Here is a 24270-nt window from a genome sequence, read left to right on the forward strand (position 1 = left end):
TCAGACCGCGGCGACGGCCTCTACCGGCGAGCTGCCGACGGTCGCGGCCGGCGCCGCGCCGCGGAGCAGGGCCACGAGGGCGGCCGGGTCGGCCGGGGCGGTGTCGCCGCGCCAGACGATGTGCTGGTCGTCGCGGACGATGACGTAGCGGTGCTCGTACCCCGCGGGGGCGAGCTCACGGGGCAGAGGCAGCACGGCGAGGGGGAGCGCGGCATCCACTGCGGCCGTCACGAGCGGGGCGATGCCCTCGGCATCGCCGAAACGGAGCAGGGTGTAGCCGCGGGCCAGCACGTCGTACACCGAGGTGAGCTCGTCGAGCCAGAAGTGCGGGGCCCGGCACCCCGGAACCGTCGACGGGGTGTAGGAGCCCATCGTGTACGTCGGGGGCGTCGACCCGTCATAGGCGATGATCGGCGAACCCGTGTACGAGTAGCCGAAGTTCAGGCCCTCGGCGGCGAACTGCTGCACGTTCAGCTCATAGGCCTCGCGGCCGAGCTGTTCGCGGGCGGCACGACCGGCCGGAGTGTCGTCCTCGATCTCGGCGGGCACATCGGCGGCGACGATCTTGCGCTGGTGGCCCATCGCGAAACGCGACACCTGGTCGGTGATCGGCAGCCGCTCGGCCTCGTACGCGTCGAGGATGCCGGCATCCGCCCACCCCGCCAGGTGCGCCCCGAGCATCCACGTCAGATTCAGGACGTCCGCGATCCCCGCGTTCATGCCGTACCCGGCATACGGAACCCACAGGTGGCAGGCGTCGCCCGCGATGAACACGCGGCCGTCGCGGAAGCGGTCGGCGACGAGGCGGCGGGCCACCCAGTCCTCCTCCGACACGATCTCGTACGGGAACGCCTCGTCGACGCCGAGGATCGCCTGGATCGCCTCATCGCGGTCGACACTGCCGGCCTCGAACTCCGCCGCCGTCAGGTGGTTGTGCAGCAGGAACACCTCGCGGCCGTCGATCGCATAGACATGCCCGTTGCGGCGCGGGTTGAACGTATAGGTGCCCCACGAACGGCGGCCCGCGAGCACCTCGCCGAGCCGCGGCGAACGGATGCACGTCGACTGCACATGCTGCAGCACCGGGTCGCCCGACAGCTTCGCGCCGATCCGCTTGCGGACCGCCGACTTGCTGCCGTCGGCACCGATCATGAACCGGCCGCGCACCCGCACCGGCTCGCCGCCGCCGACCGGCCCGAACGTCACCGTCACGCCCGACGCGTCGTGCGCGAAATCGGTCGCGACCGAGCCGAACCGCACGTCGACCCGCGGCAGCGACACCGCATGCTCCTGAAGGATCGGCTCGAGGAAGGTCTGGTTGATGCGATGCGGCGGCTCCGGGGTCGCCCAGCGCGTGTCGGGCCCCTCCGTGGACGTGTAGCGCTCGGCCGCGGCCGGGATCGGGATCCGCCCGAGCTCCTCGCCCGTCATCGTCGTGCGGAACGCGATGTCCTGCGGATGATCGGCCGGCAGGCCTGCCGCTCGCACCTTCTGCGAGACGCCGAGCTGCCGGAACCGCTCCATGGTACGCGCCGACACGTGATTGCACTTCACGCTCGGCGCCTCGAGGTACGCACGGCGCTCGATGACGATGCTCGTCGCGCCGCGGGCGTCGAGATCCATCGCCGCCGTCAGGCCGACCGGCCCGCCGCCGATGATGATGACGTCGGCGTCGAAAACCTCGCTCATGGGGTTCCTCTTCTCATACAGGGGGTCGGGGAGCGGATGCCGCCCGGCATCCACTCGGGAACACGATCAGATGCTCGCGAGATCCTTCTTGCGGCCCTCGGAGGCGATGAACAGGGCGACGAGGCACAGGACGAGCACGCCGATCCACACCCCGCCGAGCAGACCGATGCCGGCCGAGGCGACGAGCGCCGAGGCGATGATCGGCGTGAAGCCCGCCCCGATCGCCGACGCGCCCTGGAACGCGACCGACGAGCCCGTGAACCGCACCGACGTCGGGAACAGCTCGGCCAGGAACGCCGCCAGCGGCCCCAGGATGATGCCCTGGATGCCCTGCCCCACCATGACCGCAACCGTGAACCCGACCGTCGTGCCGCTCTCGACGAGTAGCAGCAGCGGGTACGCGAACGCGATCGCCGCGATGATGCCGAACGCGATCACGGGCTTCCGCCCGAACCGGTCGGACAGGCGTGCGGCGATGATCGTGCAGAGGAACAGGGCGATCGCCGCGAACGCCTTCGAGTTCAGCACGCCCGTCTTGTCGGCGCCCTGCGCGACGGCGTAACTGACCGCCCACACGCTCGCGATGCCCGAGATCGTCAGCTGCGTCATCGCGACCATGATGCCGAGCACGAGGTTCCGCCACGACTTGGTGAACACCTCGACGATGGGGACGCGGCGATCCTCGGCCTCCGCGTTGAACTTCTGGAACAGGGGGCTCTCGACGACCTTCAGGCGCACGAACATGCCGATGAGCACCAGCACGATCGACAGCAGGAACGGCACGCGCCAGCCCCACGAGAAGAACGCGTCGTCGGGCAGCAGGCTGAACAACGCCAGAATGGATGCCGACAGCAGCGACCCCGCCGGGGCGCCCAGGTTCGCGAACGACGCCGCGAATCCGCGCTTGCCGCCCGGTGCGTGCTCGAGGGCGATCAGCATCGCGCCGCCCCACTCGCCGCCGACCGCGAAGCCCTGTACGAGGCGGAGCACCACGAGCAGCAGCGGCGCGATGCCGCCGACTTGCGCGTAGGTCGGCAGCAGGCCGATCGCCGTGGTCGCCAGGCCCATCATGAGCATCGTCGTCACCAGCACACCCTTGCGGCCGAGGCGGTCGCCGAAGTGGCCGAAGACGATGCCGCCGAGGGGGCGTGCGACGTAGCCGGCGGCGAGCGTGCCGAAGGAGGCGAAGGTCGCCATGGCCGGGTCGAGGTCGGCGAAGAAGACCTTCGAGAACACGACGGCGGATGCCGTGGCGTACAGCATGAAGTCGTAGAACTCGATGGCGCTGCCGAGGAAGCTCGAGGTCAGGATGCGCCGCATCTGCGGCGTGTTGAGGGAGTCGTTCGGGGCGGTGCTCGCGTCGGCGGGGGTGGCGGCTGCGGCGGCTGCCGTGCTCGCGCCGGCGTCTGCGGGGGTGGATCTCATCGTTGAGCCTCTTCAGGAAGGGGAGTGGTGCGTGGCCGACGCGCTCGCGTTCGGGCACTGTAGCCACCGTGCCTGAACGTCCTTCCTCAAGCAATGTCAATTATCTGGATGGCTTGTTTAGGATTCCTGCATGAGTGAGTTCTCGCTGCGCCAACTGGAATACTTCGTCGCCGTCGTCGACGAAGAATCCGTCACCGACGCCGCCCGCCGACTCCGCGTCTCTCCGGGCGCCGTCTCGTTCGCCATGAAACAGCTCGAAGACTCCCTGCAGGTCCAGCTCACCCTCCGCGTCCCGGGCAAAGGCGTCGGCGTCACCCCCGCCGGCCGTTGGGCCTACGCCCACGCCAGAGCCGTCCTCGAACGCGCCGACGACATCCGCTCGGTCGCCCTGGCCGTGCGCGGCGAACTCGCCGGCCCCCTGCGCGTCGGCTGCTTCACGACGCTCTCGCCCTGGCTGTTCCCCCGCATCGCCGCGCACTTCGCCCGCGCCTACCCCGGCATCGACCTGCAACTGCACGAGGGGGTGTCGAGCGAACTGCAGGCGCTGCTGCGCGCCGGCGAACTCGACGTCGCCCTGCTCTACCGCAACCACCTCGGCCCCGGCGTCGTCGGCGAACCCGTCATCCCCGTGCGCCTGCAGCTCGCACTGGCCCCCGAGCATCCACTCGCCGAACTCGACGAAGTGCCCCTCGCCGCCCTCGAAGCGGAACCGGCCATCCTCCTCGGCGTGCAACCGGCGATCGGCCACGTCGAAGAGATCCTGCGCGCCGCCGGCATGCACCCGAACGTCCGCTGGCGCTCCACGAACGTCGAAACCATCCGCTCCATGGTCGCCCGCGGCCTCGGCTACACCATCATCATGGGCCGCCCCTACGGAGACCGCACCTACGACGGACTGCCCATCGTCTACCGCCGCATCGCCGACGAGATGCCCGACAACGCCGTCGTCGTCGCCGTCGCGCAGGGCACCCGGCCGACCGCCAAGGTGAGCGCCCTCACCGAGTTCTGCCAGCGCGAGTTCCGCGGCGAGGGGCGAGTGGATGCCGGGACGGGGGCGCTGTAGCGCGCTGTCGCGCGCCCTGTGCGCTGGCGTGCGCCCTGCGCGCTGGAGCGCCACCACGGTTTCGGAGAAAACCGTGATTCCGGATGGATCGGCCTGGATCCATCCGAATCCGTGGCGTTCTCCGAAACGGCGGCGGCACGAGTGGCACGATCGGCGCGCCGATCCCGCGCGCTGAGCTGGCGCTGCCGTGCGCGGGGTGGGCGCTGACGTGCACGGGGTGGCGCTGCCGTGCGCTGAGCTGGCGCTGCCGTGCGCGGGGTGGCGCTGCCGCGCGATGGGTGGGCGCTGCCGTGCGCGGGGTGGCGCTGCCGTGCGCGGGGTGGCGCTGCCGTGCGATGGGTGGGCGCTGCCGGTGCGCGGTGCCCCTGCGGTCAGCGGGCGGAGCGGCGCCGCGCGCTGCGACGCCACCACGGTTTCGGAGAAAACCGTGATTTCGGATGGATCGGGCCGGATCCATCCGAATCCGTGGCGTTCTCCGAAACGGTGGCGGTACCGGCGGCATGAGTGGCCCGGGCGGCGCGGCGCTGCCTCCAGGCGGCGATCTCGGCATCCACTTCGCGAAGCGGCGTGACCACGGGCGGGCCGCCGAGCAACTGCATGCGCGCCTCGCGCACCCGCCGGTTGAAGTCGTCGAGGGCCCCGCGCACCTCCGACTCGCGCTGCATGCGATCGAGGCGGTCGTTCAGCTGCGTATCCTCGGTGCGCAGGGTGAACGCGGCCGGGCCGAGGCCCGTCAGGCGCTCGGTTTCGATCTTGCGGCGGATCCACCAGTCCGGATCGTGGCGCCCCGTCAGCCCGGGCAACGGCTTGCCGGCACCCGGCAGATCGTCGAACTCGCCGGCGCGGATCGCCTGCTGGATCGCCGTCTCGATGACGGCGGCCCGCTCGCCGGCGAGGGCCGCCGCGGGCGCGGTCACCTCATCCGAGTCGCGACGCTGCTCGGGCATCGCGCGCTCCAGGCGGTACTCGAGGGCTCTCGCCTTGGCGTCCGCTTCGTCCCGGGGCATGTTTCTACGCTACGTCGAACTCGGGGCCGCCGCCAGGGTCGGCGCGACCCGGCATCCACTGCCCCCGGCATCCGCCGCCTCATGGCACCCAGGAGTGCCGATCTCCCGTCGGAGTGCAGGGAAGTCGGCACTCCGACGGGAGATCGGTACTCCTACGTGTTGCGCTGCGATCGGTACTCCTCCGGGCAGCGAGTGGATGCCCGAGGGCGCCGATCCCGAACGCGCGCAGGCATCTCCCGCCGCGTCCGGGCATCCACTGCCCCGAAACGCACTCCTTCTTCTTTACGGGGTCGAATCCTGCCACCGGAATGCGGATTCCCGCGAGAATGTGGCGGGATTCGACCCCCGCAAGCGTGATTGCTCGGAGTGCGGGTGCTCGCGGGTGCTTGGAGTGTGGGTGCTCGGAGTGCGGGTGCTCGCGGGTGCTTGGAGTGTGGGTGCTCGGAGTGCGGGTGCTCGCGGGTGCTTGGAGTGCGGGTGCTCGCGGGAGCTCGGCGCCCGGGCATCCGCCACCGCCACGAGCCGCCGTGGCGGATGCCGCGAGTCGCAGCGTCTCGGTAAGAAAGCGCCGGTCACAACCATTTTCGCGTGCGTCCGTTTGGGGCGTGTCGAGGGTCGCCGATAGACTGGCGGTTGGTCCTCACGGACCACCCCGCCCAGTCCGCGGTCCTGCATCCGCTTGTTCACACGAGTTTCGTCGAGCATTCGAATGGGGGAGCGTATGGTTCGGCAGCGAGGTGAGCGGCTCCGATGGCCGCCCGTGATGGAGACTCGGTTCGCCGGTGACGTGCGAAGGCATGCCGCGCTTGAGCAGAGGCCTCCTGCTCGCGATCGAACCCGGCCGCAACCGAATGCGCACCCCGTGCCGCGCCCCACCCCCGTGCGCGCGCATCGCGCATTCTGGAGTACAGCATCGTGAACGAACCCGTCACCCCGGCGATCGAAGCCAGAGGACTCACGAAGTTCTTCGGGAGGAAGCCGAACGAGGCCGTGCAGCGCCTCCGCGCCGGCGCAAGCCGTGCCGACGTCGCCGCCCTCGGCACCGCCGCCGTCGTCGACGCCGAGTTCACCGTCAACCAGGGTGAGATCTTCGTCGTCATGGGCCTGTCGGGCTCCGGCAAGTCGACCCTGATCCGCATGCTGAACGGCCTGCTGGAGCCCACCGCGGGCAGTGTCCGCGTCATGGGCGAGGAGATCGCCGGCATCTCGGCCAAGCGCCTCCGTGAGGTGCGTCGCACCCACATCTCCATGGTGTTCCAGCACTTCGCGCTGCTGCCGCACCGCACGGTGCTCGACAACGCCGCCTACGGCCTCGAGATCCAGGGCGTGCCGCTGGCCGAGCGCACGCGCCGCGCCGAAGAGATCCTCGAGCGCGTCGGCCTCGGCGGCTGGGGTGCCAAGTACCCCTCGCAGCTCTCCGGCGGCATGAAGCAGCGCGTCGGCCTCGCCCGCGCGCTCGCCGCCGACACCGACATCCTGCTCATGGACGAGGCGTTCAGCGCCCTCGACCCGCTGATCCGCCGCGAGATGCAGGAACAGCTCGTCGAACTCCAGCAGGAGCTCGGCAAGACCATCGTCTTCATCACGCACGACCTGAACGAGGCCATGTTCCTCGGCGACCGCATCGCCGTCATGCGCGACGGCCGCATCGTGCAGCAGGGCTCGGCCGAAGAGATCCTCACCGACCCCGCCGACGACTACGTCGCCCAGTTCGTCGCCGACGTCGATCGGGCGCGCGTGCTCACCGCCGCGAATGTGATGCAGGCGCCGCGTGCGGTCGTCCCGGCATCCGCCGGCCCCCGCGCAGCGCTCCGCACCATGCTCGAACAGGAGACCTCGGTCGTCTTCGTCGTCTCGGGCGGCCGCAACCTCGTCGGCGTCGCCCACGACCGCGACGTGCTGCGCCTCGTGCAGAAGGGCGAGCGCACGCTGCAGCCCGCGATCCTCGCCGATGTGTCGAAGGTCTCGCCCGACGAGCACCTCGCGGACCTCCTCGAAAGCTCCGTCGAGAACCAGGTGCCCCTCGCCGTCACCGACGAACGCGGCCGGCTGCTCGGCGTCGTGCCCCGGGTGACCCTGCTCGCCGCCCTCGGCAACGTCACCACCGACACCGGTGAGATCGTCGTCGCCGAGCCGCCGTCGACCATCCCGGTCGAGATCATCACGGCCACCCTCGACCGTGCCGCCGCCGACGCGGGCGGCGTGCCCGTCGCGGCGATCCCGCAACCCGACGACCTCGGGCAGGGCGCGGATGCCGGTGCCTCGCCAGGCGAGACGGGTGCGGATGCCGGTGCCCGCCCCGCGGTGCCGGCCGCCGAAGAAGGGAGCGCATCGTGAACGGCGAGTTCCGCATTCCGCTCGGCGACTGGGCTGAGGCCGTCGTCGACTGGCTCACCGACGCGCTCGCCGGCTTCTTCGCCGTCGTCCGGGCGATCTTCGCCGGCTTCTACGACGGCGTCGACTTCCTGCTGCAGGCGCCCCCGTTCTGGGTCGTCATCATCGTGCTCGGTGCCATCGCGTTCCTCGCGAAGGGCTGGAAGCTCGCGCTCGGCACCGTCATCGGCCTCCTCGTGATCGTCGGCGTCGACCAGTGGGACAACGCCATGTCGACCTTCGCGCTCGTGCTCGTCGCGGCGATCACCGCGGTCGTCTTCGCCATCCCGCTCGGCATCCTCGCCGCGCGCAGCGAGATGGCCTCGCGCATCATCAGGCCGATCCTCGACTTCATGCAGACGATGCCGGCGATGGTGTACCTCATCCCGGCGCTCATCTTCTTCCGTGTCGGCGTCGTCCCCGGCATCGTCGCGACCATCGTCTTCGCCCTCGCCCCGGGCGTCCGGCTCACCGAGCTCGGCATCCGCGGCGTGGACAAGGAGGTCGTCGAGGCCGGCCAGGCCTTCGGCTCCTCGCCGTGGCGCATCCTGCGGCAGATCCAGTTGCCGCTCGCGATGCCGTCGATCATGGCCGGCATCAACCAGGTCATCATGCTCTCCCTGTCGATGGTCGTCATCGCCGGCATGGTCGGCGCCGGCGGCCTCGGCGGCGACGTCGTGCAGTCGCTCACACGCCTCGACGTCGGCCTCGGCTTCGAAGCCGGCCTGTCGGTCGTGATCCTCGCGATCATCCTCGACCGCGTCACCGGCGCCTTCGGCAGCGGCAAACGCAAGCCGCTGTTCCGTTCGCGGGCCGCTCAGCGCACCGACGCATCCACCGAGGAGGAAGACGCCGAGACCGAGACGACCGTCGCGCCCGCGCAGGGGCCGGTGCGGAACGCCTGAGCGGTGGATGCCGCATCCACCGCCGCACGATTCGCCGCCCGATCGGGCGGCGCTCCCCAACACCCGTGAACACAGCACACGGGAGGAAAGGAATCACCATGAAGAAGCGCACATTCGGCGCCATCGGCCTCGCGGCCGCTGCTGCACTCGTGCTCGCCGGCTGCTCCACCGAAGGCGGCGACGACGGGGGCGAGACCCTCGAGAACGGCGACCGGAAGGACGTCACCATCGCCGTGTTCAACGGCTGGGATGAAGGCGTGGCCGCGTCCGAGCTCTGGAAGGCCGTGCTCACCGAGCAGGGCTACAACGTCGAGCTCGAGTACGCCGACCCGGCGCCCGTCTACTCCGGTCTCACGACCGACGACTACGACGTGACGCTCGACACCTGGCTGCCGATCACGCACCAGGACTACATCGAGCAGTACGGCGACGACCTCGTCGACCTCGGCTCGTGGAACGACGACGCCGTGCTCACGATCGCCGTGAACGAGGACGCCCCCATCGACTCGCTCGAGGAGCTCGCCGACAACGCGGACCTCTTCAACAACCAGCTCGTCGGCATCGAGTCGGGCTCCGGCCTGAACCGCGTGACGACCGAGAACGTCATCCCCGAATACGGTCTGGAGGACATGGAGTACACCACGTCCTCGACCCCGGCCATGCTCGCCGAGCTGAAGGCTGCGACGGATGCCGGTGAGAACGTCGCCGTGACGCTGTGGCGCCCGCACTGGGCCTACGACGCGTTCCCCATCAAGGACCTCGAGGACCCGAAGGGCGCCCTCGGCGATTCCGAAGGCATCCACTCGTTCGGCGGCAAGAGCTTCGAGAAGAACTTCCCGACCCTCGCGGGCTGGCTGAAGAACTTCAAGATGGACTCCGACCAGCTCTACTCGCTCGAGAACGTCATGTTCAACGAGAACGACACGGACGACTACGGCCCCATCGTGGAGCAGTGGATCTCCGACAACCAGGAGTACGTCGACTCGCTCACGAAGTAAGTCGCGCCCCAGTGAAGGCGGCGACCCCCTCGGGGGTCGCCGCCTTTCGTGTGCTGTGGACAGAAGGCCACTTACGTGCAAGGGTGTTCGGCACCACTCGTGGCCACCTCAGATCAGGAAGACAACATGCCCCAGAATAGCTGGAGAGTCATATGCGGTGCCGGGATTCTGGCACTGTGTGGGACGCTTTCCGGATGCGCTGCGCTGCCCGAGCACCAGTCATCGGTCCCGCGGGCGACTTCGGCAGAGGATTTCCAGCAGCGGTTGGCCGCATGTATGGATGCCCGCGGTTGGAGTTCGACCCCTGGAGCGGACGGAACTGCCGAGTTCGAGGTGCCGCTCGAACAGGAATCCGCATTCACCGAAGACAACGACGCGTGTACGGTCGAAGCCGGCGGAGGTGAAGTAGAATTGAGCGACGCTGATTATGAGCGACTCTACGAAGCGGTCGTTGAGTTGAGGGAATGCCTCAACGAAGAGGGTTTCGAGATCCCCGAGCCGCCCTCATTCCATGAGTTCCGCGACGGCAGCGGCGAATGGACACCGTATACGATGATCGACCAGGAAGAGCTGTTCACCCGTCTCGACGAACTCAACGAGGCCTGCCCGATGCCGTTTATCTGACATTCATCCACCGCGTGCGGCATCCACTCGGGGCCGGGGATGGACACCCGCGCTCGGCGCGGCCTATCGTCGGGAACGGGGGAACGCATGAGCGAACAGCACGACGCGGCGTCGCACGAGACGCCCGAGCAGGAGCCGGACTTCGCCAGGCCCGGCGAGCGGACCGCGGCGCCGCGGCGCACCATTCCCGAGCACGAGTCGCTCGCCGAGACCGCCTACCAGATCGTGCACGACGAGGCCATGCTCGACGGCAACGCGCGCATGAACCTCGCGACCTTCGTCGGCACCTGGATGGACGAGCAGGCGCAACGCATCTACGCCGACGCGTTCGACAAGAACATGATCGACAAGGACGAGTACCCGCGCACCGCCGCGATCGAAGAGCACTGCTGGCGCATGCTCGCAGACCTCTGGCACGCGCCCGACCCGTCCAAGGCGATCGGGACATCCACCGTCGGCTCATCGGAGGCGTGCATGCTCGCCGGCCTCGCCTTCAAACGCCGCTGGCAGCACGCCCGCCGTGCCGGCGGCCACGACACCGACCGCCCGAACCTCGTCATGTCGAGCGCCGTGCAGGTGTGCTGGGAGAAGTTCTGCAACTACTTCGACGTCGAAGCGCGCTTCGTGCCGATCAGCGAAGCGCACAAAACCCTCGACGGGCACGACCTCGAACACCGCATCGACGAACGCACCATCGGCGTCGTCGCGATCATGGGCGTCACCTACACGGGCATGTACGAACCCGTCGCGAAGATCGCCGCAGCCCTCGACGCGATCCAGGCGAAGACCGGGCTCGACGTGCCCCTCCACGTCGACGGGGCCTCGGGGGCGATGGTCGCGCCGTTCCTGCAGCCCGACCTCGAATGGGACTTCCGCCTCGACCGCGTGCACTCCATCAACACCTCCGGGCACAAATACGGCCTCACCTATCCGGGCCTCGGCTGGGCGGTCTGGCGCGACGCCTCGCTGCTGCCCGAAGACCTCGTGTTCCAGGTCAGCTACCTCGGCGGGCGGATGCCGACCTTCGCCCTGAACTTCTCGCGCCCCGGCGCCCAGGTGCTGCTGCAGTACTACACGTTCCTCCGCCTCGGGCGCGACGGGTACCGCACCGTGCAGCAGACCTGCCAGGACGTCGCCGTCCACCTTGCGAAGGGCATCGCCGCCATCGGCGCCTTCGAGCTCTGGAACGACGGCACCGACATCCCCGTCTTCGCGTGGCGGCTGAAGCCCGGCCACACCTCGAACTGGAACCTCTACCACCTGCAGGAACGCCTGCGCACGAAGGGCTGGCTCGTGCCCGCCTACCCCATGCCGGACGCCCTGACCGACCTCACCGTGCAGCGCATCGTCGTGCGCAACGGCCTCTCCATGGACCTCGCCGGCGAACTGCTCGACGACATCCGCACCGAGACCGCCTACCTCGACGGGCTCGAGGCGCCCATGCCGGCCGAGGGGTTGCACTCGGGGTTCCATCACTGAGGGGCGGGGCTACACGAGTCCGTTCTCGGGGCGGTCCAGCTTGAGCGTATCAAGGCCGAGGGATGCCGCATGCTCATGCAGATACTCGCGCAGATACGGAACGGCGAACACGACCAAGCCGTGCCCGGCCGGTGCGATCATCCCGGCTTCGATGAGCCGGGCTCGGTATTGGCTGGCGTAGCCGGCCGTGACACCCATTCGGGCTGCGATCGCCGCGAGTTTGCTCCGCTCCGGATCCTGTGCCATGGCGACGAGGAACGTCCGGTCGACGTCGGAGAGGTCTGCGAGTCCGGCTTCGTGCACGGTGGTTCCCAGGCGCCGGCGAGCCGCGCTGATGCCCGCCACCACATCTTCGTGCGTGATGACCGCACGAGCCGGATGCTGACGCCAGATGTGGAATCCCACGAGTTGGATGAGGAACGGGTACCCGAGGGTCGCTTCGGCCGCGGCCCGGAGCGCTTCCGGGTCGATCCGCCGTCCGTGGCCCGTGATCGTCGCTTGCAGCGCACGTTCCACAGCTTCGAGCGGGACGTCCTCGAGCGTGACCCGGTGAGCCCGGCGAAGGAATGTCAGGACTTTGTCGTTCAGCAGCGCGGACACCGCTGACGGCAGCCCGGCGAATGCGATCGCGACGTCGAGGTCATCGCGAACGAAGTGCTGATAGGCCGCGGCGAGACGGCGCAGCTCCTCGACTCCTGAGTGGACTTCGTCGACGGTGATGAGGATGCCCGCACCGCGCTCGTTCAGCGTGCGGATGATCGCTTCCATTCGTTGGCGCCAGCTCAGCTCGCGACGGTCGCCCGGTGCGATGCCGATGCTGAGCCCTCCGGCTCCGAACGATGTGACGTCGCGGGAGGGAGAGGGGAGCAGTTCACGACCTTTCACGAGGAGCTGGTCGTGCAATTCCTCGAGCATGCCGGCCTCGGCGGTCGCATCGGCTGAGATCCAGCCGGCGCTCAGGGCATGGGAGGCGACCTCAGTGAGCATGACGGTTTTGCCGACCCCGCGTGCGCCGGTGAAGATGGTGGCGCGGTTCGGCGAGCCCGGCCCTTCCTCGAGGCCGATGGCGAAGTCTTCGAGTTCGTCATCGCGCCCGACGAGCACCGGTGGAGTGCTCCCGAAGGATGGTTTGAAGGGATTCTCGGGCATGGTGGCCGCCTTTAGAGGTTTTTAGATCTTTTCATTCCTTTAGATATGCTAGCTCGGGCGGGTGCGGATGCCGGGAGGCGCCCCGATTCGGGCGTGACCGGCGCTTCGTGTAGACTGTTCCTTTGGCTGGGCACTTCCACTGCCCATGCCGTAGACGCATCCCCAGTATCTGACCGGGCGACCGGGTGGGGGCGCGTCTGCCGACAAGAGATCTTGGGAGGGGCATCGCCCCTCGGTATTGGAGGAAACCAATGGCAGCAGTGTGCCAGGTGACCGGCGCCGTTCCCGGCTTCGGTCACAACATCTCGCACTCGCACCGCCGGACGAAGCGCCGCTTCGACCCGAACGTGCAGAAGAAGACCTACTACGTGCCGTCGCTGCGTCGTAACGTCACCCTCAACGTGTCCGCCAAGGGCATCAAGGTGATCGACGCACGCGGTATCGAAGCGGTGGTCAAGGACATCCTGGCCCGCGGGGAGAAGATCTGATGGCCAAGCAGCAGGACGTCCGTCCCATCATCAAGCTCCGTTCGACGGCCGGCACCGGGTACACCTACGTGACCCGCAAGAACCGTCGCAACAACCCCGACCGCCTCGTGCTCAAGAAGTACGACCCCGTGGTGCGCAAGCACGTCGACTTCCGAGAGGAGCGCTAAGACATGGCCAAGAAGAGCAAGATCGCGCGCAACAACCAGCGCCAGGTGATCGTGGACCGCTACGCGGCCAAGCGCCTCGAGCTGAAGAAGGCGCTCGTCGACCCGAACGGCACCGACGAGTCCCGTGAGGCCGCCCGCATCGGCCTGCAGAAGCTGCCCCGCAACGCCTCGCCGGTGCGTCTGCGTTCGCGCGACGCCATCGACGGCCGCCCCCGCGGCGTGCTGACGAAGTTCGGCATCTCGCGTGTGCGCTTCCGCGACATGGCGCACAAGGGCGAGCTGCCCGGCATCACCAAGTCGAGCTGGTAAGCATCCACGCCCGCGCTTCGGCGCGACGCGTCCGAAGGGCGCCCCGTTCCGCGGGGCGCCCTTTCGCATGCCCGCGGCATCCGCTCGCGGGTCGTTCACGTGCCCCGAATGGATGCCGAGGCGCCCTCGACACGCCGGGCCGCAAATGCCGCAAAGCCCCGGAAATCCGCGGGATTCCGCGGAACTCTGCTACATTCGAGCACGGCCGATCAGGCCACCGGGGGCAGCCGACCGACCGCGCCCGACATCACGATCAAGCTGTTCCAACAGTGGAAGGTCCGAGGAGGACACTCAATGGCTGACAAGTCGCTCAACAAGACCGAGCTCGTTGCCAAGGTCGCTGCGTCGACCGGGCAGAGCCAGGCCACCGTCGACGCCGTGCTCGGCGGTCTCTTCGACGCGCTCGCCGAGTCCGTCGGCTCGGGCACCAAGGTCTCCATCCCGGGCTGGCTCGCCGTCGAGCGCACGCACCGCGCCGCACGCACCGGCCGCAACCCGCAGACCGGCGCCACCATCGAGATCCCGGCCGGCTACTCGGTCAAGGTCTCGGCCGGCTCCAAGCTCAAGGCCGCCGCGAAGTAAGACGGCCTCCGAAGGGGCGCGGGCTTCGGCTCGCGCCCCTTCGCCGTGCCCGGGGCGGCCCTTGCCGCGAGGTTCTGATCCGGTGGAGCGAGGCGCGGCGAAAGCAGGCCGAAGCGACCGGGCGTCACCGGAAGCAGGCCGAATCAGCGTGGGCGGGATCGCTGCGGCCTGCTTTCGCGACGGGGCGGCGGATGCCGGGGCGCTCCGCCCCTCGTTCTCGCACCCCTTCCGTTCCGGGGGTCGAATCCCGCCACTTCCATCGCTCGAATCGCTTCCAGATGGCGGGAATCGACCCCAGGAAGCGATCGCACACGGCGAAGCCGGGGCAGGTGCGGACACGTACTGGAGTCGGGCGGGTGGATCCCGAACCGGGCGGGCGCGGGCCGGGCTCACAGCGGGCTCGCATAGGCTGGATCGGTGCCCCGCTCCGTCCGCGTGCTCGGCCCCGCCGTGCTCACCGCCGTCGCACTCATCGCGACGGTCGTCGCGCTCTCCGCCGGCGGCGGCGCCGCCCCCCTCGACTTCCAGGATCCCGGCCCCGTCACCCGCTGGGGCGTGCCGATCGCGAAGCTGTTCGTGAACCTCGGCGCGGCCGGAATGATCGGCGCGCTCGTGCTCGCGGTGTGGGCGCTCAGCCCCGAGCGGCGCGAGTTCGACCGCGCCCTCGACGTCGCCGCCGCCTCGGCGGGCGTGCTCACGGTCGCAAGCGCCGCCACCGGGTTCCTCAGCTTCCTGCTCGTCACCGGCAAATCGGTCGCGTTCGACGACGCGTTCGGGGCGAGCCTCGGACAGTTCCTCACGGCGATCCCCCTCGGGCAGGCGTGGCTCGCGACGACGCTCATCGCCGCCGCCGTCACGGTGCTCGCCTTCGCCGTCCGCAATCACACCGCGCTCGTCTTCGTCGCCGTGCTCGCCGTCGTCGCGCTCGTGCCGATGGCGCAACAGGGGCACGCCACCGGGTCCGTAGGCCACAACGAGGCGATCACCGCGCTCGGCCTGCATCTCGTCGGCGCGGCCGTGTGGCTCGGCGGGCTGCTCACGCTCGTGCTGCTGCAGCGAAGCTTCGAGCCCGGCCGTCTGCCGATCGTGCTCGCGCGCTACTCGAGCATCGCCCTCATCTGCTTCATCGTCGTCGCCGTCTCCGGGTACGCGAGTGCCGCCCTGCGCGTGGGGGAGTGGGCCGAGCTCGCGACCCCGTACGGCGGGCTCGTGATCGCGAAGGTCGCCGCGCTCATCGCGCTCGGGCTGTTCGGGGCGTGGCAGCGCGGCTTCTGGATCCGTCGCCTCTCGGGTGCGGATGCCGCGTCGCAGCGCGCCGCGGGTGCGGGTTCGGCGGGTGCCGTGGGGGCGGGGGCCGGCGGGGAGGGCGGCGACCGGCATCCACTCGGGACTTCTGGGCGATCGTGGTCGCAGAGCTCGCCTTCATGGGCATCGCCTCGGGCGTGGCCGCAGCCCTCGCCCGCACGCCCACCCCCGTCGCCGAGACGGTGCCGTCGATCGGGCAGACGCCCGCCGAGATCCTCACCGGCGAACCGCTGCCGCCCTGGCCGGAATGGTGGCGCTTCTTCACGGAGTGGCGGCCCGACCTGATCTGGCTCTTCGCCGCCGGGTTCGGCATCTTCTTCTACCTCGCCGGCGTGCGGCGCCTCCGCCGCCGCGGCGACCGCTGGCCGATCTACCGCGCGGTGCTCTGGATCGCGGGCATGCTGCTGCTGGCATACATCACCAACGGCGGCGTGAACGCCTACGAGCAGTACCTGTTCTCGGCGCACATGGGCGCGCACATGGTGCTGACGATGGCGGTGCCGGTGCTGCTCGTGCCGGGCGCTCCGGTCACGCTCATCGCCCGCGCCGTCGAACGCCGGAGCGACGGCAGCCGCGGCGGCCGGGAATGGGTGCTGCTGGCCGTGCACTCCCGCTTCGCGCGCGTCATCGCGAACCCGATCTTCGCGGCCGTGATGTTCGTCGCTTCCCTCTGGGTCTTCTACTACTCGCCGCTGTTCCGCTGGACGATGCTCGACCACATCGGCCACGAGTGGATGATCGCGCACTTCCTCATCACCGGGTACCTGTTCGTGCAGTCGCTCATCGGCATCGACCCGGTGCCTTTCCGGCTGCCGTACCCGTTCCGGTTGTTGCTGCTGCTCGGCACGATGGCGTTCCATGCGTTCTTCGGGCTTGCGATCATGTCGAGCACGGGGCTGCTGCTCGCCGACTGGTACGGCGCGATGGGCTGGGGCACCGATGCGCTCGCCGACCAGCGCGTCGGCGGCGGGCTCGCCTGGTCGATCGGCGAGATCCCGACGCTCGCGCTCGCGATCAGCGTCGCCGTCCAGTGGGCGCGCAGCGACGAGAAGGAGACGAAGCGCCGCGACCGGCACGCCGACCGCACCGGCGAAGCCGAGCTCGAGGAGTACAACGCGCGCCTGCAGCGGCTCGCGGTCCGCGATTCGGAGGAGTAGGTCGGCCGCACGGGTGCGGCGGCCAGCCGTTGCCCGAGTGGATGCCGGGGCGCGCTGCGATGGCGCACGCTGCGATCTCGGGCGGCGATCTCCGTTCCGGGGGTCGTTTCCTGCCACGTTTCCGTGCAGGACCGCATTCGGATGGCAGGATTTGACCCCCGGAAGGTTGGGTGCGGGGTTGGGTCTCGATACGGCGCTGCGCGCCTACTCGACCGGCGGGTGTGCGGGGTTGGGTCTCGATACGGCGCTGCGCGCCTACTCGACCGGCGGGTGTGCGGGGTTGGGTCTCGATACGGCGCTGCGCGCCTACTCGACCGGCGCGGCGCTGCGCGCCTACTCGACCGGCGGCGCTGCGCGCCTACTCGACCGGCGGGGGCGCGTCAGCGCAGGCTGACGACGATGTTGCCGTCGGGTTTGATGCGCGCGGTGAGGGAGATCGTGAACGGCACGTCCTCCTCGTGCTGTTCGATGGTTCCGTCGTAGAGCGACTGCACCTCGACCGAGAGGTGGGCGACGCCCTGGGTCTGCGCGAGCTCGAAGGCGCCGTCGCCCGGGGTCAGGGTCACGACGGGGGAGTTCGCGATCGACCACTTCGGCTCGCTCGTGACTCGGTCGTCGATGTAGGTGCCGAAGGGGCATTCGGCCGGTTGCAGCACGTGCTGCTCGGCGCAGGCGGCGAGGTGCTCGTCGAGCTTCGTCTGCACGCGTTCGACGAAGGCATCCGTCGCCTGCACGTCGAGGACGACGTCGGCGCGTTCGCCGGGCGCGGCCACCGCGTCGACATCGTCGGCGTGCAGCAGCGGGTCGTCGAAGTCGAGAGAGTACGCCGCGGGCGCGACCACCAGGTACGGCGCGGACTGCGTGAAGGCCGTCAGCTCCTCGCCGCTCTTGGTCGCGCGGGTGTCGAGGGTGAGCCCGTTCTCGCCGACGGTGAAGAAGGAGCCGTGCTGCACGGTGACGTTCATGACCGCGAGCGGGCTCTCGGCGAACGCCCACCGCGACAGCACCCCGTAGAGGGGGGCGATGCGTTTCACGTGGAACGTCGTCTCGACGATCTCGGTGCCGACGCGATAGTTCGCGGTGACGGCGTAGACGCCGTCGCCCTGCGCTTCGCCGACGGTGACGCTGATGTCTTCGGGGCCGGCTTCGATGACGCCGTCGCGGAGCATCGCGCGCGAGGTGTCGGCGGGCAGGCCGAGCTCGGCGAGCTCGTCGGTGTCGAGCGCGACTCCCGGGGTGGATGCCGCGGTGAGGATGTCGTCGTCGGCGATCGCGGTCAGGTAGCGCTCGACGAAACTGGCCGGCCCGTAGACGGTCTGGTTCAGGATCGCGAAGGCCCCGAAGAACGCCCCGATGAGCAGCGCGGCAGCCCCAGACCAGCCCAGCACGACGAGCGGCGACACGCCGCTCCGAGTCCTGGACCGCTTCCCCACCCGGACAGTCTAGGGTGAGGCACCGGCGAGAAGGCCGGGAGGTCGCCGCCGACCCCCTGAGCGGGGTTGGGGATGGATGCCCCCGGCATCCAGGCCCCGCGGATACACTCGCACCGGCATCCACTCGCCGACCCCGACCCCGCCCGGAGCACCCCGTGACCGTCACCCTCACCCCCGAACAGCAGGCGGTGTTCGCGGCGATCGAGGGCACCCGCGACAACATCTTCGTCACCGGCCGTGCCGGCACCGGCAAGTCGACCCTGCTGAACCACCTGAACTGGAACACGCAGAAGCAGATCGTCATCTGCGCCCCCACCGGCGTGGCCGCCCTGAACGTCGGCGGGCAGACGATCCACTCCCTGTTCCGCCTGCCGATCGGCGTCATCGCCGACCACGACATCGAGCAGAACGACGCCGTCCGCAAGATCCTGAACGCCGCAGACACCCTGGTCGTCGACGAGGTCTCCATGGTCAACGCCGACCTCATGGATGCGATGGACCGCGCCCTGCGCCAGGCGAGGCAACGCAAGGCCGAACCCTTCGGCGGGGTGCAGCTCGTGCTGTTCGGCGACCCCTACCAGCTGGCCCCCGTGCCGCCGCGCGACCCCCACGAACGCGCCTACTTCGCCGACACGTACCGCTCCATGTGGTTCTTCGACGCGAAGGTCTGGGACGAGGCGACCCTGCGGATCTTCGAGCTCGGCGAGGTGCACCGCCAGCACGACGACGAGTTCAAGCACATGCTGAACGCCGTGCGGCACGGGCAGGTCACCCCCGAGATCGGCGGGCGGCTGAACGGCATCGGCGCCCGCCGCCCCGTGCCCGAACAGGGCGCGATCACCCTCGCGACCCGCAACGACGCCGTCACCCGCATCAACCGGCTGCAGCTGCAACGACTGCCCGGCACCGCGCTAGCCAACCAGGCATCCATCGACGGGGACTATGCCGGCCGCGCCTACCCCGCCGACGAACGCCTCGAACTCAAGGTCGGCGCGCAGGTCATGTTCCTCCGCAACGACACCCGCGTCGGCGGCGACGGCCCGCGCTGGGTGAACGGCACCATCGGCACCGTCACCCGCCTCGATGGCGAGGTGCGCGTCGACGTCGACGGCGCCGAATACGAGGTCGAACCGAGCACCTGGGAGCAGTTCAAATACCGGTGGGATCCGGCCCGCAAAACGCTCGAGAAGCAGATCGTCGCCGAATTCACCCAGTTCCCGCTGCGCCTGGCGTGGGCCGTCACGATCCACAAGGCCCAGGGCGCGAGCTACGACACCGCGATCATCGACCTCGGGGCGCGCGTCTTCAGCCCCGGGCAGACCTACGTCGCCCTCTCACGGCTCACCGGCCTGAACGGCCTCTACCTCGCACGGGGCCTCAGACCCAGCGACATCATCGTCGACGAACACGTCGAACGATTCATGGCTGGTGCGGAACGCGAGCTGACTGGTTAGACTCGCCAGAGGCAGACACATGGCTAGGGGGGCTACGTGGCTGAACGACTGGGGGGAATCCGGCGCGTGCTCGTCGTCGGAACGGCGATCGTCGCGCTCATCGCGCTGGCCGGATGCACGTCGCCGGCGACGGATCGCTACAAACAGGTCGCGGGATCGTTCGACGACGATCGCGCCGCCGCACTGCAGGGCGTCCTGGAAGAGGCCGTGCGCCTCAGCGGATCCAGCGGCGGCATCGCAGGCGTCTGGTCGCCGTGGGCCGGCGAATGGACCGCGGCCGTCGGCACCGAGAGCTTCGAGGAGGGCAGCGCCCCGGTCACGGAGAAGACCGGCATCCGCATGGCGACCTCGACCGCGGCGATCACGTGCACGATCATGCTGCGGCTCGCCGAGGAGGACAAGATCGACCCGGATGCGCCCGTCGCCGAGCTGCTGCGCGACATGCCCGGGCTGCACGGCGCGACGCCCGCGCAACTCTGCCAGAACACCTCGGGCATCGCCGACTACTACGGGCAGCTGAAACCGCAGTTCCTCGGCAACCCGCAACGCGAATGGTCCACCCTCGAGCTCATCTCGAACGCGCTGGCGATGAAGCGCACCGGCACCGCCGGGCACACCTTCTCGTACTCGCGCGGCGGCATCCTGCTGCTCGCCCTCGCGCTCGAACGCACCACCGGCAGTTCGTGGAACAGCCTCGCCGAACGCTACGTCTTCGACCCGCTCGAACTCGAGCACACGCGCCTGCCCGCCGGTTCCGAGAAACTCGGCGCCGGATCCCTGCACGGCTACTCGGCCGCCTTCTCGGACAAGAAACCCGTCTGCGACCAGCGCCTCGATCTCGGCGCGAGCTCGAGTTCGACCGGCGGCGGCGCGGCCGGTGCCGTCTCGACCCTCGCCGAACTGCACACCATGGCGCAGGCCTTCGCCTCGGGGGCGCTGCTCTCGGAGGAATCGGCCGAGGCGCAGTGGGCCGCGATCCCGATGGGCAGCAAGGCCGCCGGCTGGCAGGACTACGGGCTCGGCGCCGCACAGTACGGGCCGTTGCGCGGCATCGCGGGCGAAGTGCCCGGCGCTCTCACCGCCGTCTTCGCCGACGCCGGCAGCGGACTGACCGTCGTCGTCGCGCTGAACAACTCGACCTCCGGGTCGGCGCTCGTGCGCGAGACCGCGTTCGCGATGGCATCCATCGGCGCGAAGGCCGACGCCGCCAAGGGTCGCGAGCGCCCCTTCGTCGAGCTGCCGTGGTCGCTCGAGCAGGCGCAGGAGAAGATGGCCAAGTTCGGCAAGTGCCCGGCGGCGGCCGAGTAGGGCGGGACGGGCCCCTGCGCAATTGGGGCGCCGCGCGCCGCGGTGGGAGGCTGCCCGGGCGGTTTCTGCGCAACAGGGCCCCGCGCACCGCGGTGGGTGCCTGCCGGGGCTGTTCTCCTGCGCAATGGGGCGGCGCCGCGCGCCGTGGCGAGTGGCTGCCGGGGCTGTCCCCTGCGCAAATGGGGCGCCGCGCGCCGCGGTGGGAGGCTGCCCGGGCGGTTTCTGCGCAATGCAGGAGGGCGCGCGTGTCGTGGGGCCGCGCGCCGCATGGGCACGGCGACACGCCGTGCGCGTTCCTGCATTGCGCAGGGGGTGCACGGTGCCGGGGGTGTGCGGTGCACGCGGGTGCGCGTGCGAGTGCAGGTGCAGGTGCGGGTGCAGGTGCGGGTGCAGGTGCGGGGGTGGCCGGGCCGAGTGGATGCCGGGGCTCGGTCTCGGAACGGTGACAGTTTGCGCGGGGCGCTTGCGCCGGGTGCGGCCGGCCGTGAGGATACGAGCATGTCGCGACGATGGATGCCCGGGCGCGCCCACCCTGCCGGGGCGGCCGGCTCGGGGGCCGCGCTCGCCGCGGGCGCGGCGCTCGTCGCGGGGGCGCTGCTCGCGCTCGCCGCGTGCGCTGCGCCGCCCGGCGCCGTGCCGCCCGGCAGCGGGCCCGATGCGCCGCCGTGGAATATGCGGCCGGCGGGGGTGGATCCGGCATCCATCGACTGCGCAGCCGAGTTCGCCCTGGCGCAGGGGGTCGTGCCGCCCGCGGAGGAGCCGCCGTCGACCGAGGGTCAAGAGGCGCCCGCCCCGACGCGGGTCGGTGACGACGCCGAGGCCGTCGCGGTGCTGCGGTGCTCGCAGCAGACCGGCGAGGCAGCCGATACGGGCCGGACGACGTTCGCCGTCGTGCTGGAGCGGCTCGAGGGCGACCTCGATACCGTGCTCGCCGAGCTGGCGCGCCCCGACGGGCCGCCGCCCGGGCCGACGACGGCATGCATGGCGATGATGGAGATCCGCCCGCCGCTCTGGCTCGTTCAGGAGGACGGCACCGCCGTGCGCGTCGAGATTCCTCGCGACACCTGCGGCTTCAGCTACGCCGAGCTGTGGGATGCCGTCGACGCCCTCGACGTGGTCGAGCGCACCGAGACCGTGCAGGAGCCCGCCCTGACGGACGACCCGCCGCTCGCGATCGCGCCGTTCGACCCGAGCGATATCGAAGTGCTCTGCGTGCTGCCGGACGGAATGCTGCCGGGCGACGAACTGCCGGCGATGACCTTCCAGCCCGTCGAGCCCGACGTCTGGACCGGGACGCTGCCGGAACAGGGCTCGGCGGCCTCGCCCGACGTCCCGGCGCACGCCCCGACCGCCGCCCCGGACGATCCGGGAGATCTCGTCTGCCCCACCATGGAGCCGCACCCGGCACCGCCTGCCGACTGAGACCGCGCTCCGGCATCCACCGCGCTCCGGCATCCACCGCGCTCCGGCATCCACCGCGCTCCGGCATCCGCCGCCGTGGTCTTCTGCGCAATGCAGGAACGCACTCGGCGTGTCGTCGGCGTCATGCGGCACGCGGGCCCGCGACACGGGTGCGTTCCTGCATTGCGCAGAACGCAGGGGGCGCAGAACGCAGGGAGGCAGGGGAGATAGAGAGAGACAGAGAGACAGAGAGACAGAGAGACAGAAAGAGACAGAGGAGGGACGGGGCAGGGGGCGGGAGAGAGGTGCGGCCGGATGCGACGAACCGCCCGCCGGCGGGGCGGGCGGTTCGGGCGGAGCTCAGGCCTGGGTGGCGATCGCGAAGCGGACCGTGCCGTCCTGCCCGATCTCCGCGTCGAGGATCTTGTCGTCGAGCGCGATCGCGGCGTTCTCGCCGAGATACACGCGGGCTCCGTCGTTCTCGACGACGGCATCGAGCGCCTCGGGGGTCTCGACGACGCTGACCGCGAAGTCGGTGGACGCCTGGTCGGGCGCATTGATGCGGAGGCCGCCCTGCTCGGAACCCCCGTTCTGGGCGACGATGGTCTTCACGACGGTGCTTGCCGTTTCGGTGAGTGTGAGCATGATGCTCCCTTCCTATGGTCGGCGAGCAGCCCACGATTCCGAACCTCGGGGCGTGCCGCAAGGCTCCCGCGGGCGTTTCTGCGGAGACTCCCAAGAAGTTCCGCGGGGCGCGAACGGCGCGCCGCGGCAGGGCGCGCGGCGGGGGAGCAGCCGGGGCGCGCGGTCGCTACTTCGCCGGGCGGTGGATGCGCAGGTCCGACGGGATCAGCTCCAGCAGCTGATCCTGCCGCACGGGCAGGTCGAGGAGGCTCAGCTTGATACGTCCCTTGCGGGCGTGGCGGCCGGCGTCGAGGCGGATGACCATGCCGGCGTCGCGGCGGAGGCGGATGTCGAGCTCGTCGCCGGCCGAGAGCTCGGCGAGCACCTGCCCGTCGACCTCGAGCGCGGCGTCCGCGGTGCGGTCGGCGATGGCGAGGTGCGGATGCTCGTGCGCCCCGAACACGACGGCGCGGTCGATGCCCGACATCGGGGCGACCGGTGTCACGACGATCGCCTCGACCGCCGGCGACAGGATCGGCCCGCCCGCGGCGTGGTTGTATGCGGTGGATCCCGCCGCCGTGGCGATCACGATCGCATCCGCGCGGTAATACCCGAAGGCGGTTCCGTCGACGCTGAAGTCCGCCGACACCGAGCTCACGCCGGGGCGACGGGCGATCGCGAGATCGTTGAACGCGAGGAAGGAGCGCGGCGCGGCATCCGCTCGCCCCCTGAGCCCGAGCTCGAGCGCATGGTGCGGCTCGAGCTGCACGTCGCCGTCGACGAGCCGGCCGAGCGCGGCCGGCAGATCGCGCGGCTCGACCTCGACGAGGAACCCGAGGTTGCCGTAGTTGACGCCGAGCACCGGCACCGGGCGGTCGGCGACGTCGCGCATCGCCCCGAGCATCGTGCCGTCCCCGCCGAGCGCGACGATCGAGGTCACCTCGTCGCGGAACGCGTCGTCGGCGACGACGTCGATGCCGGTTCCGGTACGGGCGGCGTCGCGTTCGCGGGCGATGAGGCGCACCCCGGCCCGCGGGCCGAACGCGCGGAGCACCTCCAGTGAATCCTCGACGGACTTCGTGGGATGCAGGACGAGGCCGATCGTCTTCGTCATGCGCTGAGACTACGCCGCGACCCGGGGCATCGGCTGTGACGTGGCGGTCGGCGGTGACCGGGCGGTAACGGTGACCGGGCAGTCGCCGCGGCCGGGATTCGGTCGCTTCCCGGGGTCATTTCCTGCCACGTTTTCGCGGAAATGACGGTCGTGGTGGCGGGAATTGACCCCCGGAAGGTTGGAGGGTGCGTGCTGGGCGGGGTGCTGGGCGGGGTC

23 protein-coding genes are annotated in these 24270 nt (G+C 70.1%); 16 read left to right on the top strand and 7 right to left on the bottom strand.

What is annotated here, in order from left to right; genetic code table 11:
* On the bottom strand, positions 1-1689 hold the full coding sequence (locus tag G127AT_RS08055) for an FAD-dependent oxidoreductase (RefSeq protein ID WP_210895817.1): 1689 nt from the start codon (positions 1687-1689) through the stop codon (positions 1-3).
* Between the two features lie 66 nt (positions 1690-1755).
* Positions 1756-3114, bottom strand: a complete 1359-nt coding sequence (locus G127AT_RS08060; protein ID WP_210895820.1) for an MFS transporter — start codon at positions 3112-3114, stop codon at positions 1756-1758.
* A 130-nt stretch (positions 3115-3244) separates the two neighbouring features.
* Between G127AT_RS08060 and G127AT_RS08065 the strand changes: the two genes are divergently transcribed.
* Positions 3245-4177, top strand: coding sequence for a LysR family transcriptional regulator (locus G127AT_RS08065; protein ID WP_210895822.1), 933 nt, complete (start codon positions 3245-3247; stop codon positions 4175-4177).
* A 371-nt stretch (positions 4178-4548) separates the two neighbouring features.
* Here the strand turns inward: G127AT_RS08065 and G127AT_RS08070 are convergent, their stop codons facing one another.
* Complete coding sequence (locus tag G127AT_RS08070; RefSeq protein ID WP_210895824.1) at positions 4549-5184, bottom strand: DnaJ family domain-containing protein; 636 nt, start codon at positions 5182-5184, stop codon at positions 4549-4551.
* A 915-nt stretch (positions 5185-6099) separates the two neighbouring features.
* On the opposite strand from G127AT_RS08070, the gene G127AT_RS08075 reads away from it, so the two are divergent.
* From G127AT_RS08075 to gad, 5 genes are all read left to right on the top strand, one after another.
* A complete protein-coding gene (locus tag G127AT_RS08075; RefSeq protein WP_210895826.1) occupies positions 6100-7521 on the top strand; it encodes a quaternary amine ABC transporter ATP-binding protein in 1422 nt (473 codons plus the stop codon).
* Complete coding sequence (locus tag G127AT_RS08080) at positions 7518-8462, top strand: ABC transporter permease (RefSeq protein ID WP_210895829.1); 945 nt, start codon at positions 7518-7520, stop codon at positions 8460-8462. The genes G127AT_RS08075 and G127AT_RS08080 overlap by 4 nt, the downstream gene beginning before the upstream one ends.
* 98 nt (positions 8463-8560) lie before the next feature.
* Positions 8561-9460, top strand: a complete 900-nt coding sequence (locus G127AT_RS08085) for a glycine betaine ABC transporter substrate-binding protein (protein WP_210895831.1) — start codon at positions 8561-8563, stop codon at positions 9458-9460.
* 99 nt (positions 9461-9559) lie between these two features.
* Positions 9560-10084 (top strand): hypothetical protein, encoded by a 525-nt coding sequence (locus tag G127AT_RS08090; RefSeq protein ID WP_210895833.1) that lies wholly within the window; start codon positions 9560-9562, stop codon positions 10082-10084.
* 87 nt (positions 10085-10171) lie between these two features.
* Complete coding sequence (gene gad / locus G127AT_RS08095) at positions 10172-11563, top strand: glutamate decarboxylase (RefSeq protein ID WP_210895835.1); 1392 nt, start codon at positions 10172-10174, stop codon at positions 11561-11563.
* A 9-nt stretch (positions 11564-11572) separates the two neighbouring features.
* On the opposite strand, the gene G127AT_RS08100 is transcribed toward gad, so the two are convergent.
* Positions 11573-12712 (bottom strand): AAA family ATPase, encoded by a 1140-nt coding sequence (locus tag G127AT_RS08100; protein ID WP_210895837.1) that lies wholly within the window; start codon positions 12710-12712, stop codon positions 11573-11575.
* A 251-nt stretch (positions 12713-12963) separates the two neighbouring features.
* Between G127AT_RS08100 and rpmB the strand changes: the two genes are divergently transcribed.
* From rpmB to G127AT_RS08130, 7 genes are all read left to right on the top strand, one after another.
* The gene (rpmB, locus tag G127AT_RS08105; RefSeq protein ID WP_210895839.1) at positions 12964-13200 is read left to right on the top strand and encodes a 50S ribosomal protein L28; all 237 of its coding nucleotides are present in this window, start codon (positions 12964-12966) and stop codon (positions 13198-13200) included.
* Positions 13200-13367: a 50S ribosomal protein L33 gene (rpmG, locus tag G127AT_RS08110; RefSeq protein ID WP_011187086.1), complete on the top strand. Its 168-nt coding sequence runs from the start codon at positions 13200-13202 to the stop codon at positions 13365-13367. The genes rpmB and rpmG overlap by 1 nt, the downstream gene beginning before the upstream one ends.
* A 3-nt stretch (positions 13368-13370) precedes the next feature.
* On the top strand, positions 13371-13676 hold the full coding sequence (gene rpsN / locus G127AT_RS08115; protein WP_210895841.1) for a 30S ribosomal protein S14: 306 nt from the start codon (positions 13371-13373) through the stop codon (positions 13674-13676).
* A gap of 294 nt (positions 13677-13970) precedes the next feature.
* The gene (locus G127AT_RS08120) at positions 13971-14258 is read left to right on the top strand and encodes an HU family DNA-binding protein (protein WP_210895843.1); all 288 of its coding nucleotides are present in this window, start codon (positions 13971-13973) and stop codon (positions 14256-14258) included.
* Between the two features lie 417 nt (positions 14259-14675).
* Entirely contained in the window at positions 14676-15848 is a 1173-nt protein-coding gene (locus G127AT_RS16305) for a copper resistance D family protein (RefSeq protein WP_342344032.1), read from the top strand.
* Between the two features lie 47 nt (positions 15849-15895).
* Positions 15896-16720 carry a cytochrome c oxidase assembly protein gene (locus G127AT_RS16310; RefSeq protein WP_342344068.1) on the top strand — a complete coding sequence of 275 codons (825 nt, stop codon included), beginning with the start codon at positions 15896-15898 and terminating at the stop codon, positions 16718-16720.
* A gap of 178 nt (positions 16721-16898) precedes the next feature.
* Entirely contained in the window at positions 16899-17114 is a 216-nt protein-coding gene (locus G127AT_RS08130; RefSeq protein WP_210895845.1) for a hypothetical protein, read from the top strand.
* On the opposite strand, the gene G127AT_RS08135 is transcribed toward G127AT_RS08130, so the two are convergent.
* Positions 17101-18153 (bottom strand): hypothetical protein, encoded by a 1053-nt coding sequence (locus tag G127AT_RS08135; RefSeq protein ID WP_210895847.1) that lies wholly within the window; start codon positions 18151-18153, stop codon positions 17101-17103. The genes G127AT_RS08130 and G127AT_RS08135 overlap by 14 nt on opposite strands.
* Positions 18154-18308: 155 nt before the next feature.
* Between G127AT_RS08135 and G127AT_RS08140 the strand changes: the two genes are divergently transcribed.
* The 3 genes from G127AT_RS08140 to G127AT_RS08150 all read left to right on the top strand — a co-directional run bounded on the left by G127AT_RS08140 (position 18309) and on the right by G127AT_RS08150 (position 22337).
* Positions 18309-19607, top strand: coding sequence for an ATP-dependent DNA helicase (locus tag G127AT_RS08140; protein WP_210895850.1), 1299 nt, complete (start codon positions 18309-18311; stop codon positions 19605-19607).
* A 36-nt stretch (positions 19608-19643) separates the two neighbouring features.
* Positions 19644-20915, top strand: coding sequence for a serine hydrolase domain-containing protein (locus G127AT_RS08145; RefSeq protein ID WP_210895852.1), 1272 nt, complete (start codon positions 19644-19646; stop codon positions 20913-20915).
* A gap of 498 nt (positions 20916-21413) precedes the next feature.
* Positions 21414-22337 (top strand): hypothetical protein, encoded by a 924-nt coding sequence (locus G127AT_RS08150; RefSeq protein ID WP_210895853.1) that lies wholly within the window; start codon positions 21414-21416, stop codon positions 22335-22337.
* 339 nt (positions 22338-22676) lie between these two features.
* Here G127AT_RS08150 and G127AT_RS08155 read toward each other — a convergent pair whose 3' ends face one another.
* Both G127AT_RS08155 and G127AT_RS08160 read right to left on the bottom strand, forming a co-directional pair.
* Entirely contained in the window at positions 22677-22961 is a 285-nt protein-coding gene (locus G127AT_RS08155) for an iron-sulfur cluster assembly accessory protein (protein WP_210895856.1), read from the bottom strand.
* Between the two features lie 166 nt (positions 22962-23127).
* A complete protein-coding gene (locus G127AT_RS08160) occupies positions 23128-24054 on the bottom strand; it encodes an NAD(+)/NADH kinase (RefSeq protein ID WP_210895858.1) in 927 nt (308 codons plus the stop codon).
* Between the last annotated feature and the right edge of the window lie 216 nt (positions 24055-24270).

This window comes from Agromyces archimandritae (assembly GCF_018024495.1).
In the GTDB taxonomy this organism is placed as follows: Bacteria; Actinomycetota; Actinomycetes; order Actinomycetales; family Microbacteriaceae; genus Agromyces; species Agromyces archimandritae.

Excerpts from the sequence above, each read along its gene's own strand:
- G127AT_RS08055 (WP_210895817.1), bottom strand. The coding sequence starts at position 1,689 with ATGAGCGAGGTTTTCGACGCCGACGTCATCATCATCGGCGGCGGGCCG.
- G127AT_RS08060 (WP_210895820.1), bottom strand. The coding sequence starts at position 3,114 with ATGAGATCCACCCCCGCAGACGCCGGCGCGAGCACGGCAGCCGCCGCA.
- G127AT_RS08065 (WP_210895822.1), top strand. The coding sequence starts at position 3,245 with ATGAGTGAGTTCTCGCTGCGCCAACTGGAATACTTCGTCGCCGTCGTC.
- G127AT_RS08070 (WP_210895824.1), bottom strand. The coding sequence starts at position 5,184 with ATGCCCCGGGACGAAGCGGACGCCAAGGCGAGAGCCCTCGAGTACCGC.
- G127AT_RS08085 (WP_210895831.1), top strand. The coding sequence starts at position 8,561 with ATGAAGAAGCGCACATTCGGCGCCATCGGCCTCGCGGCCGCTGCTGCA.
- gad (WP_210895835.1), top strand. The coding sequence starts at position 10,172 with ATGAGCGAACAGCACGACGCGGCGTCGCACGAGACGCCCGAGCAGGAG.
- G127AT_RS08100 (WP_210895837.1), bottom strand. The coding sequence starts at position 12,712 with ATGCCCGAGAATCCCTTCAAACCATCCTTCGGGAGCACTCCACCGGTG.
- rpmB (WP_210895839.1), top strand. The coding sequence starts at position 12,964 with ATGGCAGCAGTGTGCCAGGTGACCGGCGCCGTTCCCGGCTTCGGTCAC.
- rpmG (WP_011187086.1), top strand. The coding sequence starts at position 13,200 with ATGGCCAAGCAGCAGGACGTCCGTCCCATCATCAAGCTCCGTTCGACG.
- rpsN (WP_210895841.1), top strand. The coding sequence starts at position 13,371 with ATGGCCAAGAAGAGCAAGATCGCGCGCAACAACCAGCGCCAGGTGATC.
- G127AT_RS08120 (WP_210895843.1), top strand. The coding sequence starts at position 13,971 with ATGGCTGACAAGTCGCTCAACAAGACCGAGCTCGTTGCCAAGGTCGCT.
- G127AT_RS08150 (WP_210895853.1), top strand. The coding sequence starts at position 21,414 with ATGTCGCGACGATGGATGCCCGGGCGCGCCCACCCTGCCGGGGCGGCC.
- G127AT_RS08155 (WP_210895856.1), bottom strand. The coding sequence starts at position 22,961 with ATGCTCACACTCACCGAAACGGCAAGCACCGTCGTGAAGACCATCGTC.
- G127AT_RS08160 (WP_210895858.1), bottom strand. The coding sequence starts at position 24,054 with ATGACGAAGACGATCGGCCTCGTCCTGCATCCCACGAAGTCCGTCGAG.